This is a genomic window from Arthrobacter sp. SAFR-179, assembly GCF_059414945.1.
In genome coordinates this window covers 667935-681141 of sequence record NZ_JBPFDM010000001.1, presented here as the reverse complement: position 1 = coordinate 681141, position 13207 = coordinate 667935, and the positions used below count along the sequence as shown (strand labels likewise).

The window sequence follows — 13207 nt, the reverse complement described above, 5'->3', positions numbered from 1 at the left end:
TCCACCGCCACAGGCGCCCAGATCTCACCCAACGGACCCATCCGCGACGCCTGGAAAACCACCGGCTTCGAAGGCGGCACCCTCGCATACCCGACCGGACCGCTCACCTGCGGCCTGAAAAACGGCGGCTGCTACCAGAACTTCCAAAACGGAGCCATCCTCTGGTCCACCGCCACAGGCGCCCAGATCTCACCCAACGGACCCATCCGCGACGCCTGGAAAACCACCGGCTTCGAAGGCGGTATCCTCGGCTACCCGACCGGACCCGTTACCTGCGCTGCGGACCGTCAGAGCTGCTCCCAGCCCTTCCAGGGAGGTCGGATTGACTGGACCGCAGCTGCTGGCGCCAGGATCATTCGTCAGTAAGGCAAGTGGAAAGAAAACGCCGACGGCGGGTCCCGCAAGTGAAGCGGACCCGCCGTCGGCTTGTGCGCACAGGTGCCTATGCGCCGTGCTCGAGCAAGTCGATCAAATACTGGCCATAGCCGCTCTTGATCAGAGGAGTGGCGCGCTCGCGCAACTCATCATCGGTGAGAAAGCCCAATCTCCATGCAATTTCTTCCGGGGCGCCGATCTTCAGGCCCTGGCGGTTTTCCGTGGTGCGAACGAAATTCGAAGCGTCGTTAAGATCGTTGAACGTTCCAGTGTCAAGCCAAGCAGTGCCGCGGGGCAGGATTTCCACCTGCAGCTTGCCTCGCTCCAGGTAGGTCCGGTTAACGTCGGTGATCTCGAGCTCCCCGCGCGGTGAGGGCTTGAGATTCTTGGCGATGTCGACAACATCGTTGTCGTAGAAGTACAGACCGGGAACGGCGTAGTGGCTCTTCGGGCTTTCAGGCTTCTCCTCGAGGGAAATTGCCTTGCCCTCGGCGTCGAACTCGACAACGCCGTAGGCCGTGGGGTCGGCGACCCAGTAGCCGAAGACGGCCCCTCCGTCGATGTTTTCGAAGCGGCGCAGCTGGGTACCCATGCCCGGACCATAAAAGATGTTGTCGCCGAGAACCAGCGCAACGGGCTCACTTCCTATGTGCTCCGCACCCAGAATGAATGCCTGCGCCAAGCCATCAGGAGAGGGCTGCTGGATGTAACTCAGGTTTACACCGAACTGCGAACCATCTCCCAAGAGGCGCTGGAACTGTTCGGCGTCGTGCGGAGTGGTAATTATCAGGATATCCCGTATACCCGCAAGAATCAGGGTCGAAAGCGGGTAGTAGATCATCGGCTTGTCGTAAACCGGAACAAGTTGTTTGCTGACACCAAGCGTGATCGGGTGGAGCCTCGATCCCGTACCGCCGGCGAGAATAATTCCTCGCACGCTCACCTTCTTTCGTTGTCGTTGGTTCGCAACCGGTTACACGATATCGCTACTCGCTCCAATCCCCAGCCACGAGGTGCCACGAACGCCGGTACTTCAGCGAGCCGCGGGTCGGCCGCGCACGCCGCCCGCCCACCTGTGATCTGTTCTCGCCAGGACGGACCGTCAGCGCGGGCACTGGTGGGTGGGAAGTAGCCGAAAGCAAGAATTGTGATAATGACAGTTGAGCAGATCGTCTCCCAGCGGAGGACGCGTCGCGTGGACCCAATCGTGCCGGGGATACCTTGCGTCTCCTGGCTCCATCGAAAACCGCCCGTAGCGATGGCCAGTGCTCCAAGAGCAAACATGGCCGGCGCAGCGGCGTAGCGCAGGAAATCAAACTTCAGCCACTCTTCATCCGTAAAGGACGAATATGCCATGAACGGACGGTTGTTAAAAACTTGAGCGGCAAACCAAAGCGCCGCGGAAACCCCGACGAACGCCACGACGGCCAGCAGGGTCTCGCGGCCTTTCGCGGCGCCAGCGACCACAGGTGTGAGCAAGAGTGCGACGGGAATTATCAGCAGGGCCCCGCCAAAGTAGGTCCAGGCCACCCCTACGCTGGATGCTGAACTTTCAATATTCGACATGCCTCCCTGCGTAAGCCAGCCGATGAGGACCATGCCAAGGTCCCATGGCACCGCATCTTTCGAGACAGACCTCGGGAAGCTTGCGTAGGTAATGAACTGCATGGCCAAACCGAGAAGCAGTCCGACGGAGCCGCCCCATTGACGATGCGTGCGAACCGCCAGAACGACCAGCGGAACGAAAAGAACTGTTTGGATCTCCGTCGACGCGGCCACGAAGGCCAAAGCGGCAAGGCCTGCGTTGAAGGCAAGGGTGCGGGCAGGATGGATCAAAAGCCACGGCACCAGCCACAGCATGTACCAATGCAGGTTGGCTGTGTTACCAAGTACCTCGAGCGGTCCGATGGGCAAGAGTGCCGGAATCACGGCCAGCAGCAGGCGTCCGCCAACACGTGACACATAAGGCCGGCTGAGGAAAAACACCGCGACACCCACAAGCCCGACGCAAGCGCAGGACAACCAGGAGATCCGCTCGGCGTACGCTTCAAGGGGTCCGGTTCGCAGTGCCAGATGTGCCAGAAGCCTGGGAAGAAGGTGGAGATATCCGTCATACGGGTCCATGACGCCATTCAGGAAGCGGCTGTCCATCGCCTGACGCAGGAAAATCCCGCCGTCCTCGGCCCAGAGGGTCCCGTTGGTGAGCCCGGGAAGCCTGATCCAGGCGGCCAAGGCCAGAGCTGCAGCTCCGAAAACAGCTGCAGCGCACGCGAAAAGTCTTTTCCGGGATGAAGCGAGTAATTGAAGGAGCGTCCGTGGCACGCTGGGGGGCTCCGAGTCATCGACAATCCGCGGTGGACGCAGTTGGCCAGCCGGCAAGTTCACGTCGGAGATCCCTTCATTCAAACAATGTTCAAACCCTATCGGCTACGATCTTGAATCATGCAACGACTCCTCGTTACCGGCGGCGCCGGCTTCATTGGTTCCAATTTTGTCCACTACGTTCTTGAAAACACTGATGACAATGTCACCGTTCTGGACAAGCTGACCTACGCCGGAAACCTTGAATCCCTCAAGGGGCTGCCGGAGGAGCGCTTCAACTTTGTCCAAGGCGATATCGCCGACGCTGACCTGGTGGACCGACTGGTAGCTGACACTGATGTTGTGGTGCACTACGCAGCTGAATCCCACAACGACAACTCCCTGCATGACCCGCGCCCGTTCCTCGATACCAACATCATCGGCACGTATACGCTGATTGAGGCAGCCCGGAAACACAACAAGCGCTTCCACCACATCTCCACCGACGAGGTCTACGGCGATCTGGAGCTGGATGACCCCGAACGGTTCACCGAGCAGACGCCGTACAACCCCTCCAGCCCCTACTCGTCGACTAAAGCCGGCTCTGACCTGTTGGTCCGCGCCTGGGTGCGGTCCTTCGGTCTGCGGGCCACTATCAGCAACTGCTCCAACAATTACGGTCCGTACCAACACGTCGAGAAATTCATCCCGCGCCAGATCACCAACGTGATCGACGGGATCCGCCCCAAGCTTTATGGCAAAGGTGAGAACGTCCGCGACTGGATCCACGCAAACGACCACTCCTCCGCCGTCCTGGCCATTATTGCCAAGGGCAGGATTGGGGAGACGTACCTGATCGGTGCTGACGGGGAGAAGAACAACAAGGACGTCGTCGAACTGATCCTCAAGCACATGGGCCAGTCGCCCGATGCGTACGACCACGTAGTGGACCGGGCTGGCCACGACCTGCGGTATGCCATCGACTCCACCAAGCTCCGCCAGGAACTCGGCTGGGAACCACAGTTCTCCAACTTCGATGCCGGGATAGAGGACACCATTGCCTGGTATCGGGACAACGAAGACTGGTGGAGGCCCCAAAAGGCACTGACGGAAGCAAAGTACAGGGAACAGGGCCAGTAGAACATGTCCATACAGTTCTCAAAGCCGCTGTCCTCCCGGCAAACCCCGATCCCGGGCGTGGTGCTTTACGACCTCCCGGTCCACGGCGACAACCGGGGGTGGTTCAAGGAAAACTGGCAGCGCGAAAAGATGGCAGCCCTCGGCCTGCCCGACTTTAGACCCGTCCAGAACAACATCTCGTTCAACGAGAAGGCAGGCACTACGCGCGGCATCCACGCTGAGCCGTGGGACAAGTTCATCTCGGTGGCGACAGGCCGGATCTTCGGCGCCTGGGTTGACCTTCGGGAAGGACCCTCGTTCGGTGCGGTCTTCACGGCGGAACTCGATGCCAGCCAAGCCATATTTATCCCCCGCGGCGTCGGCAACGCCTTTCAGACCCTCGAGGACAACACCGCCTATACGTACCTCGTCAACGATCACTGGTCAGCTGACGCGCAGGGGCAGTACACCTTCCTGAACCTTGCCGACGAGACTGTTTCCATTCCGTGGCCTGTCCCGCTGGATCAGGCGGAGCTGTCCGACAAGGACAAGGCACACCCCCGCCTGGCAGATGTGAGGCCGATGCCGCAAAGGAAGACCCTCGTCCTCGGTGCAAATGGCCAACTCGGCAAGGCGCTGCAGGAAGCCTACGATGGCGACGCGTCAGTGGAGTTCGCTACCCGGGACATGTTTGACCTCGCTTCCGAGGACGCCGGCGCGCAAGTCAACTGGAAGAACTACTCCACCATCATCAATGCTGCGGCGTATACCGCCGTTGACAGCGCGGAAACACCTGAGGGCCGCAAGGCGGCATGGGACGCGAACGTCACAGGAGTGGGGCGCCTGGCGCGTATCGCCGTCGAAAATAATCTGACTCTCGTCCACGTCTCCTCGGACTACGTTTTCGACGGCACAAAATCATCCGCCTACACCGAGGAAGATCCCGTCTGCCCGCTCGGTGTCTATGGCCAGACGAAGGCAGCAGGCGACGCGGCCGTGAGCGTCGTGCCGAGGCACTACATCGTCCGTACCAGCTGGGTGATCGGAGAGGGCAATAACTTTGTGCGCACAATGGCAACACTCGCAGGGCGCGGCGTAGAACCTTCGGTGGTGAACGACCAGATCGGCCGGCTCAGCTTTACTGAGGACATCGCCGCAGGAATCAAGCACCTCCTGGCCACTGGCGCGCCGTACGGCACCTACAACCTGTCCAACGATGGCGAACCCATGTCCTGGGCAGCCATTGCGGCCGCTGTGTACGAAGCCTGCGGTGCTCCGCGGGACGCCATAACCGGCGTGAGCACAGAGGAATACTTCTCAGGTAAGGCTGCAGCGCCGCGTCCCCTCAACAGTGTCCTCGACCTCTCACGAATCAAATCAGCAGGTTTCTCTCCGGCTGACCAGCTACAGCGGCTGCGTTCGCTGCCGCTGTCTTCATCAAGTGTCCGGTGACTGTGGCGCGTCCGTGTGTGTCTGATTGTGAGAGGATAGTGCGGTGAGTAAGACGTGGGTTGTCATTCCGATGTACAACGAGGCAACCGTTGTTGGCAAGGTCATCGAAGGTCTTTTGGGAACATTCCCGAACGTAGTGTGTGTTGACGACGGCAGCCGTGATGGTTCTGTGGTTGTGGCCCGGAACGCGGGCGCTGTAGTGGTGGAGCATCCTGTGAACCTTGGCCAGGGTGCGTCACTTCAAACAGGTATCGAGTACGCCCTGCAGGACCCTCAAACCGACTCCATCGTCACGTTCGACGCCGATGGGCAACACCGCGTTGAAGATGCGGCTGCGATGGTAGAGCGTTTGCGCACGGAATCGCTGGATGTTGTGCTTGGTTCGAGGTTCTTGGACTCCAGGACGAAGCTGACTGCCATGAAGCGGATCGTGTTGAAGGTGGCTGCGTTGCAGATGAAGCTTTCAACCGGGCTGGACCTGACCGACGCCCACAACGGCCTGCGGGTGCTGGGCCGGGATGTGGCCAGCCGCATCAGTCTCAAACAGAACCGCATGGCCCACGCGTCAGAGCTGGTCCACCAGTTGGCGGCGTTCAAGGTCCGATACGTAGAGCATCCCGTACACATCATCTACACGGACTACTCCAAGGCGAAAGGCCAGTCCCTGCTTAATTCGGTGAATATTGTCGCCGACCTGTTCTTTAAATAGGAGGGCAAACCCTTGATCTTCATAGTCCAGCTTGTTCTGGTTATCGCAGTGATTTTTGTGTCGCTCGCCCTGATGCGGGGAGGCTCGAACTCACGGCACCTGGCAATCCGGCGGCTATTGCTTGTGGTGTTCGCGTTCGCGGCCGCGATCTCGATCTTCCTCCCCGACCTGCTCACTCGCGTGGCACAGTTCCTTGGGATTGGTCGCGGCACGGACTTGGTGCTCTATGCCTTGATTTTCTGTTTCTTCGTGTTCATGTCAACGACGTACCAGCGGTTCCGGCAGTCAGAGTTCGCGCTGACGCTGCTGGCGAGGCGCATGGCGCTTGACGAAGCCGCGCGCCCTTGGCTGGAGGACGACCGTCCGCGCCTGCAGGCGCCAGTCACTCATCAGCAGCCGACCGGAGCCACCAGCACTGAGCGCTGAAGGCCAACAAGGACCTTCCCACCCCGAGGGCCTGAGCACGGTATCGCACCGGGCTCAGGCCCTCGGGCTTTAGTTGGGTTATCTGGTGTTGTTGCCCTTGGAAGCAGTCACACAGACTCCAACCCTAAACGGCGTCCCAACTGGGGGAAGGACCCCATGACCGGCTACAAGGACCGGGCGGTGTAGCCGGAGGGATTGGATTCCTGCCACCGCCAATGGTCTGCACACATGGATTCAAAGGAGCGTTCAGCCTTCCACCCAAGATCCCGGAGGGCTTTGGAGGGGTCGGCCAGGCTTACCGCAACATCGCCCGGCCGACGGCCGACGATCTCATACGGCACTGGACGGCCTGTGACCTGGGAGAAGGCATCAATGACCTCCAGTACGGATGTCCCCTGGCCTGTACCCAGGTTCCAGGTGAACAACCCTGCGTTGCTGTCCAGATACCGCAGCGCGGCCAGGTGCCCACCGGCAAGGTCAACCACGTGGATGTAGTCCCGTACCCCTGTCCCATCCGGCGTGTCGTAGTCATCGCCGAACACTCGCACCACCGGCCGCATCCCCACAGCGACCTGCGCTACGAATGGCAGGAGATTGTTCGGTGTCCCCACGGGATCCTCGCCAATCCGTCCTGAAGCGTGTGCGCCAGCCGGATTAAAGTACCGTAGGACCGCGATGCGCAGCGATGGGTCCGCAGCTGATATGTCCTCCAGGATTTCTTCGATCTGCTGCTTCGTGCGCCCGTAGGGGTTCGTTGCGCAACGGCGCATGTCTTCCAGCAACGGCAATGGGTTCTGAGGGTCGTAGACAGTCGCCGACGAACTGAACACCAGCCGTTCGACACCATGCTTCTTCAGGGCAGCCACCAGATTAAGGGTGCCCACCACATTGTTCATGTAGTACTCGTACGGCATCTGGGCGGACTCCCCCACGGCCTTCAACCCAGCGAAATGGATTACCGCGTCAGGCCGGAACTCCCCCACAGCCGCTTCGAGCGCACGCGCGTCCAGAAGATCTGCTGTGCGCATTTGTACTGGTGCGCCGCCAAGCTCCTGCACCCTTTCGAGGGACACCGGGCTGGCGTTACTCAAGTTGTCATAAACCATGACCTCGTGCCCGTGCTCAAGTAACTGCAAAACAGTATGCGAGCCGATGAAGCCCGCCCCGCCGGTAACCATAATCTTCATACCTTCAGGCTATCGGCACAAAGCCGCACACGTTCAATCCGGCACGACCGCCGACTGGGCCGTTGCTATGATGGGTGACGCCCCGCATCCAAGCCGTTCGGAGAATATGCATGCCCACACGACCGGTCGTATCCGTTTGCATGGCCGCCTACAATGGCGCCCAGCACATTCACGAACAACTGGATTCCATCCTCGCGCAACTAACCGACCATGACGAAGTGATCATCGTCGACGACGGATCCACCGACGGCACCCGGGAGTGGCTTACCAACCTTCATGACCCCCGCGTCAAAGCGCACTTCAATGAAGAAAACCTCGGATACGTCCGCAACTTCGAAAAAGCCCTCCAACTCAGCACCGGAGAGGTCGTCATGCTCTCTGACCAGGACGACCTCTGGCTCCCCGGACGCGTAGAAGCCCTCATCCGGGCACTTGAGAACGCCGAAGCAGTGGCCTCAAATTTCAGCTATTTCGAAGGTTCGCCCCGCAAACTTGAGCAACTCCGACTCAAAGAGGGCACGGGCGGCCACAGGATCCGGAACCTCATCCGACTCTGGATCGGTGTTATCCCCTACTACGGCTGCGCCATGGCCTTCCGCCGCACCTTCATTCAAAGCAGCCTGCCCTTCCCCCCGTTCCTCTACGAAACCCACGACCAATGGCTTGCTATGCTCGCCAACGTCAGAGGAACAATGGCGCACCTCGAACGCGAAACCCTCAGCCGCCGCCTCCACGCAAACAACACCACGCCTAAGACTTTCCGGGGCATCCCGACCATTCTCAAGTCCCGCTGGATGCTGAGCAAAGCATTTGTTGAGGCAGTCCGCCGGAGCAAAGCGCTGCAGTCCGTTTAGATACCCCCCACTGACGCCCCTGTTCCCACTGCCCGTGGCGGCTCCTAAGGGCGGCACTGGTGTCGGGCGGCGTGCGCCATCTGCTTCAAGAGGGTTTCAGCCGCGGTCCTGTCAACCCTCCGCAGGTTGGCCGGTACGCAGAGCTTCATAATCCAGCCGCCACGCGAAGAAAAAGTGGAGGGGCGGTACCTCCCGGCACCACCCCTCCACATCCTTGGCTGCTACAAGATCAAGCTACAACGTGCTTGAGAAGCTTTTGTACCGCAGTGCTATTGCCGGACGCAATGCCCTTACCCACAAGGGATGCAGCGTTGAGCCTGCTCATTAGGTGGGTAGTGGCGGCGCGGGCAGCCTTGGACCAGCCGCGGGCCCTGAATCGTTCCGCCTGATCCTGAAAGAAGCGACGCTCTTCTTCAAACCGACGTCCGTCAAGAGCCCTTACCGAGGAGTCGGACGCGGAATGACGACGGTACAGGAACGCGAGCTCCGGATCGACGACAAGCGCACCTCCGCGGGCTGCGACGTCGAGGAGCATGGCCAGGTCCTGGACGACATCCAGGCCCTCAGTGAACCCAATCTCCTGCACAACCTCAGACCGCCATGCCAGAGACGGAAAATAGGTCCAGTTGGCACGCAGCAGGCTTGCAGCCAAGTCCTCATTGGCGAGGACCAGTGGCGATGTCGCCTGCGGTGCGCACGCCTTCTTCACGCGGTCAACCAGCGGGTTGACGGCCGCACCGTTCTCATCGATGACCTGAACACCCGGCTGGACGATTGCAGCTTCAGGGTGGGCCTCGAAAGAGCGAACGACGACATCGAGGTAGTTCGGCAGCATGATGTCGTCTGCCCCCATAATGACCACAATTGGGGCGTCGGCCTGCGCCAGTGCCTTGCGGTAGTTTCCGTTGGCACCGAGATTTTCACCGTTTTTTTGGTAGGACACCCGCGGATCATCAATGCCGGCGAAAAACTCTTCTGGCTCCGTGCTCGGATAGCCGTCATCGAAGACCCGTAGCCGCCAGTCCTGGAATTGCTGAGCCATGACGCTGTTGGCAGCTTTCTTCATAAGTCCCACGTCCCCGTAATAGGGCAGCATGACGTCGACTACGGCCATAGAGAGATCCTCCCACCATCGTTGTTGCACCAGACGGCGCCTGACCATGGTACCGGACGGAGCGGGACCGCATCCCTCGATAGACTGAAGCGAACAGCCAGAGTTCCAGGCTCCCGGAAGGAAATTCATTGTCGCAGCAGGACTCCGTCGTCGCCGTACTGTCACTTTTCAACCCTCCCCCTGAGGTCATTGAGCGGGTTCGGAGGCTCCGGCGGCAGGTGGACAAGGTTGTCGTTGTCGACGACGGCTCACCCTCTCCAGACGAGGCCACCTTTGAACTACTGGAGGACATGGCCCAGGTCATAAGGTTGGAGGAGAACAAAGGAATTGCGGCCGCCCTCAACGCTGGGATACAGCATGCCCGGGCATTATGGGATCCCGCCTGGGTGTTAACGCTCGACCAGGATTCGGAGATCGGCGACGGCTTCATCGCCAATGCGCAGACGACCGCGGAACGCGCCAAGCGGGCTGGCATCAAAGTGGGCGCAGTCACACCAGAGACGCATAACGGGACGCGCATAGACATGCTTCCCGGCAATGATGAATTCGGGCAGGGCTTCGACCCAATGCAGTCAGGCACGCTTATTTCCACCAGCGCGCTGGATCACGTGGGCCTCCTCGACGAGTCGCTCTTTATCGACGCGGTCGACTCAGAATTCACAGCCCGTCTGCGCCAGCACGGCTATAGCCTGATCACGGGCGACGGCTGTGACCTCTCGCACACCCTTGGGCAAGCGCGCCCAATGAAAGTGCTTGGTCTTCGCGTCAAGATCGCCGGACGTGAGCTTAATGTCTACTATCACGCCCCGTTCCGCGTTTACTACATGGCCCGCAACAGCGTTCGATTGACACGAACATACCTGTTAAGCCAGCCGGCGTGGATCCTGAAGCGTGTGGCGCTTGAAAGCATCTTCCATCTGATACGCATCACTTACGGGCCGAACCGGATGCTCCTGCTCAAGGCCATTGTTCTAGGGATCCGGGATGGCCTGTTGGGCCGGCAGGGACGGATCCCGGCCGACATACAGGATCATCTGTCACCCTCCTGAAAACGCTGAGCAGTCCGGCGGACTTCGTCCCGCGCAGACAGGCCCGGTTGTGCGGAGCTATAGCTATTCATCCGTACAATCCGGGCCCACCTGCCCACGGGCACCATTCGCGGCAGCGCTAAGGACCGCGCTTAGTCGAGCGCGTGGATTCCAAGGGCTTCCCGGCTGTCGCGCGAGAGGGTCTTCACCAAGCCACCCGGCGCAATTCGCCTGGGCCTCCGGGCAGCTCCGTGGAACCAGCCGCGGGCCGCCGCTGATGCCCATCCGAGCTTGTGCTCGGCCTTGCCGGCCTGTTCCAGAGTTTGGATAGCCAACCCTCCCAGGTTGACGATCTTCGAGTTCCGGTCGGTGTCCTTCTCGCGCAGGTACCACAGGCTGTTGCGGATGTGGTAGTAGAGACGGGGCCCCATATCGGCCGTCGTTCCCTTGGCAACGGGATGGTTGACCATGCTCGCAGGCACGGTCATGGCAAGCCCCATACGGGACAGTCGGTGCGTGTACTCGGAATCGTCGATCCAGATGAAGAAGTCGACGAAGGGAAGATGCGTCTCCCTCGCGAGGTCCAGGTTAACCAGCACTCCAACAAAGGTGGCGGTGTCGATGGCCACGCCGCCGGCGGCGTTCGCATCCATATGCCGCTTGGCATCAGCTGTGATGACCGGGGGGTTGCGGGTGTTAAAGACATCGCGTCCGTGCGTCACCAAGGAAGCGAGAACTGAGGGGCTGGGTTCAATTCCCCGGAACGCCGCCTTCAAGGGAGCGAAGGCATCCAGCTCCGGTTCGGCGTCGTCATCCATCAGCCAGGCCGCCTCGTGGCCTTTGGCCATGGCAATGTCGAGGCCCCAAGCGAAACCGCCTGCGCCGCCCAGATTCTTGCCGGTCTCGAAGAGGGTCACGTTCGGATGGTTTTTTCGGACGTAGTCCGCACTCCCATCAGTTGAACCGTTCTCGATCACGATGATCTCATCCAGCGGTTCGGTCTGGGACTCAAGCGCGACAAGGCACTTTTCTAAAAGGTTGATTCGGTTGTAAGAAACGACAACGGCCGCAAACGTCAATGCATCTCCTAAGTGCGGGGCCAGTCCCAGCAGTCTATCGGACTGAGCCCTTCAGCCCGTCGCCTAGAATCGTAAGGTCCCCCTCGAACAGGAGCCCCGTGTCCATCAGAGCAGGATCTACCCACATTCGACGCCTGATCAGCTTCGCCGCAACGGTTGGGGCGTCAACTGTTGTGAGCCTGGTTACTGTACCCCTGATTATCGGCCGGACCAGCGCCCAAGCATGGGGCAGCCTAGCCGTTATCCAGACAGGTGCCATCCTTTTTGGCGTTCTCGTTGCCTTCGGTTGGGGAACCACTGGCGCGGCGACAGTTGCCAGCATGCCGCGGGATGCAAGGCCGGCCATGTACCTGGAATCGCTGGTATCCAGGGCCTACCTGTTCATCTTCACGCTTCCAATAATGATCGTAGTGATGCTCTTGATTTCACCCGCCGGCGTCGGCGTGGTGGTCGCGGGATCTGTTGCCTATCTGCTACCCTTCCTCGGGGCAACCTGGTACTTCATCGGCGAAGCTCGTCCCGCCCGGCTCTTTCTGCTGGATGCCCTCCCCCAGATGACCGGGGTCCTGGTTGGTTTCCTGGTGCTCAACATCACCGGGGAGCTCGCCCATTTCCTCATTGCATTGGCTGTCCTCACTGCCGTGGGGGTGCTCCTCTCCAGCGCAGTAATCCTCCGGGGACTTCCCGCCAACACTAAAGTCCCTTTGGGGCTAAGGGCAGCGTTGGCGCGCCTGGCTCCGCAGCGTCATGGCGTGATTACCGCTGGGACAACCAGCCTCTACGTCACCTTGCCTCTCCTCGCTGTCTCTGCGCTGGCGCCCTCCGCCACCCCTCTGTACGCCATGGGAGACAAGCTGTTCAGGTTCGGCCTCGTAGCCTTCTCTCCTGTGCTGCAGGTTATTCAAGGCTGGGTCCCTGAAGGAGGACCGGACACCGTCGCTCATCGTGCCCGGCGGGCAGCATTTATTGGGCCTTTGATTGGGCTCTTGGGCGGTGCAGTGATTACGGTTGCCACGCCGACCATAGCCGCCATGCTCTCACACGGCGAACTCAAGCTGACTATGACCCAAGCGCTGCCATTCGGCCTCATGTTCACGGTCGTGGCCTGCACGCAGATCATCGGCCTGGCCTGCTTGGTCGCCATGAATCAGTCAAAGGCCCTGGCCAGTTCCACTGTTCTCGGCGCTCTGGCGGGAGTTCCTCTCATTCTCGCAGCCGCATACTTCCTTGACGCCTGGACCGTGGCATGGGCAGTTGTTGTTTCCGAGTTGGTCGTCCTGGCTTACCAGGCTGATGCCCTGCGCCGGCAGCTGGGCCGGCAGAAGATCACGACACCCAGTGCGGCGTGATGGATGCACGAATCGTTCCCTTCGGTGCTCAACTGCACGCAGTGGACGCTTGCGACCATCTGACCTGACGGGCGCCGTCGCTGCCGGTCCACACTGCTAATCGGGAACTCTGGTCCTGCACCGAAGAGGCCGCGCGACGGCCGCGGGCTTGCAGGGGTTGTCCTTACAAGCTGGCATCCGCGTGCTTTCTCCACCCTGCACCCGAAGCGTGGGC

At 60.4% G+C, this 13207-nt stretch carries 13 protein-coding genes; 8 read left to right on the top strand and 5 right to left on the bottom strand.

The genetic code is table 11. The features are described 5' to 3' along the window. A partial coding sequence (locus ACR65K_RS03300; protein ID WP_440151321.1) for an LGFP repeat-containing protein occupies positions 1 to 366 on the top strand: 366 nt, incomplete at its 5' end. Between the two features lie 76 nt (positions 367 to 442). Here the strand turns inward: ACR65K_RS03300 and rfbA are convergent. Beyond that, positions 443 to 1312 carry a glucose-1-phosphate thymidylyltransferase RfbA gene (gene rfbA / locus ACR65K_RS03295; RefSeq protein ID WP_440151320.1) on the bottom strand — a complete coding sequence of 290 codons (870 nt, stop codon included), beginning with the start codon at positions 1310 to 1312 and terminating at the stop codon, positions 443 to 445. Between the two features lie 2 nt (positions 1313 to 1314). Further along, a complete protein-coding gene (locus tag ACR65K_RS03290; RefSeq protein WP_440151319.1) occupies positions 1315 to 2607 on the bottom strand; it encodes a hypothetical protein in 1293 nt (430 codons plus the stop codon). Positions 2608 to 2817: 210 nt separating this feature from the next. Between ACR65K_RS03290 and rfbB the strand changes: the two genes are divergently transcribed. The 4 genes from rfbB to ACR65K_RS03270 are packed head-to-tail and all read left to right on the top strand — an operon-like array spanning position 2818 to position 6382. Next, on the top strand, positions 2818 to 3816 hold the full coding sequence (gene rfbB / locus ACR65K_RS03285) for a dTDP-glucose 4,6-dehydratase (RefSeq protein WP_440151318.1): 999 nt from the start codon (positions 2818 to 2820) through the stop codon (positions 3814 to 3816). A gap of 3 nt (positions 3817 to 3819) precedes the next feature. Next, positions 3820 to 5247: a sugar nucleotide-binding protein gene (locus ACR65K_RS03280; protein WP_056334899.1), complete on the top strand. Its 1428-nt coding sequence runs from the start codon at positions 3820 to 3822 to the stop codon at positions 5245 to 5247. 43 nt (positions 5248 to 5290) lie between these two features. Further along, complete coding sequence (locus tag ACR65K_RS03275) at positions 5291 to 5956, top strand: glycosyltransferase family 2 protein (protein WP_235565175.1); 666 nt, start codon at positions 5291 to 5293, stop codon at positions 5954 to 5956. Positions 5957 to 5968: 12 nt separating this feature from the next. Further along, positions 5969 to 6382: a DUF2304 domain-containing protein gene (locus ACR65K_RS03270; protein ID WP_056334896.1), complete on the top strand. Its 414-nt coding sequence runs from the start codon at positions 5969 to 5971 to the stop codon at positions 6380 to 6382. Positions 6383 to 6546: 164 nt separating this feature from the next. Here ACR65K_RS03270 and galE read toward each other — a convergent pair whose 3' ends face one another. Beyond that, positions 6547 to 7569: a UDP-glucose 4-epimerase GalE gene (galE, locus tag ACR65K_RS03265; protein ID WP_440151317.1), complete on the bottom strand. Its 1023-nt coding sequence runs from the start codon at positions 7567 to 7569 to the stop codon at positions 6547 to 6549. A gap of 110 nt (positions 7570 to 7679) precedes the next feature. Here galE and ACR65K_RS03260 point away from each other — a divergent pair, with 110 nt between their 5' ends. Continuing rightward, complete coding sequence (locus tag ACR65K_RS03260; RefSeq protein ID WP_440151316.1) at positions 7680 to 8423, top strand: glycosyltransferase; 744 nt, start codon at positions 7680 to 7682, stop codon at positions 8421 to 8423. Positions 8424 to 8652: 229 nt separating this feature from the next. On the opposite strand, the gene ACR65K_RS03255 is transcribed toward ACR65K_RS03260, so the two are convergent. Further along, positions 8653 to 9537: a glycosyltransferase family 2 protein gene (locus tag ACR65K_RS03255; RefSeq protein WP_440151315.1), complete on the bottom strand. Its 885-nt coding sequence runs from the start codon at positions 9535 to 9537 to the stop codon at positions 8653 to 8655. Between the two features lie 128 nt (positions 9538 to 9665). Here ACR65K_RS03255 and ACR65K_RS03250 point away from each other — a divergent pair, with 128 nt between their 5' ends. After that, positions 9666 to 10586: a glycosyltransferase gene (locus tag ACR65K_RS03250; RefSeq protein ID WP_440151314.1), complete on the top strand. Its 921-nt coding sequence runs from the start codon at positions 9666 to 9668 to the stop codon at positions 10584 to 10586. Between the two features lie 131 nt (positions 10587 to 10717). Here ACR65K_RS03250 and ACR65K_RS03245 read toward each other — a convergent pair whose 3' ends face one another. Further along, on the bottom strand, positions 10718 to 11644 hold the full coding sequence (locus tag ACR65K_RS03245; RefSeq protein ID WP_440151313.1) for a glycosyltransferase family 2 protein: 927 nt from the start codon (positions 11642 to 11644) through the stop codon (positions 10718 to 10720). A gap of 98 nt (positions 11645 to 11742) precedes the next feature. On the opposite strand from ACR65K_RS03245, the gene ACR65K_RS03240 reads away from it, so the two are divergent. After that, positions 11743 to 12993 (top strand): polysaccharide biosynthesis protein, encoded by a 1251-nt coding sequence (locus ACR65K_RS03240; protein ID WP_440151312.1) that lies wholly within the window; start codon positions 11743 to 11745, stop codon positions 12991 to 12993. The last annotated feature ends 214 nt before the right edge of the window (positions 12994 to 13207 follow it).

Excerpts from the sequence above, each read along its gene's own strand:
- rfbB (WP_440151318.1), top strand. The coding sequence starts at position 2,818 with ATGCAACGACTCCTCGTTACCGGCGGCGCCGGCTTCATTGGTTCCAAT.
- ACR65K_RS03280 (WP_056334899.1), top strand. The coding sequence starts at position 3,820 with ATGTCCATACAGTTCTCAAAGCCGCTGTCCTCCCGGCAAACCCCGATC.
- galE (WP_440151317.1), bottom strand. The coding sequence starts at position 7,569 with ATGAAGATTATGGTTACCGGCGGGGCGGGCTTCATCGGCTCGCATACT.
- ACR65K_RS03260 (WP_440151316.1), top strand. The coding sequence starts at position 7,680 with ATGCCCACACGACCGGTCGTATCCGTTTGCATGGCCGCCTACAATGGC.
- ACR65K_RS03255 (WP_440151315.1), bottom strand. The coding sequence starts at position 9,537 with ATGGCCGTAGTCGACGTCATGCTGCCCTATTACGGGGACGTGGGACTT.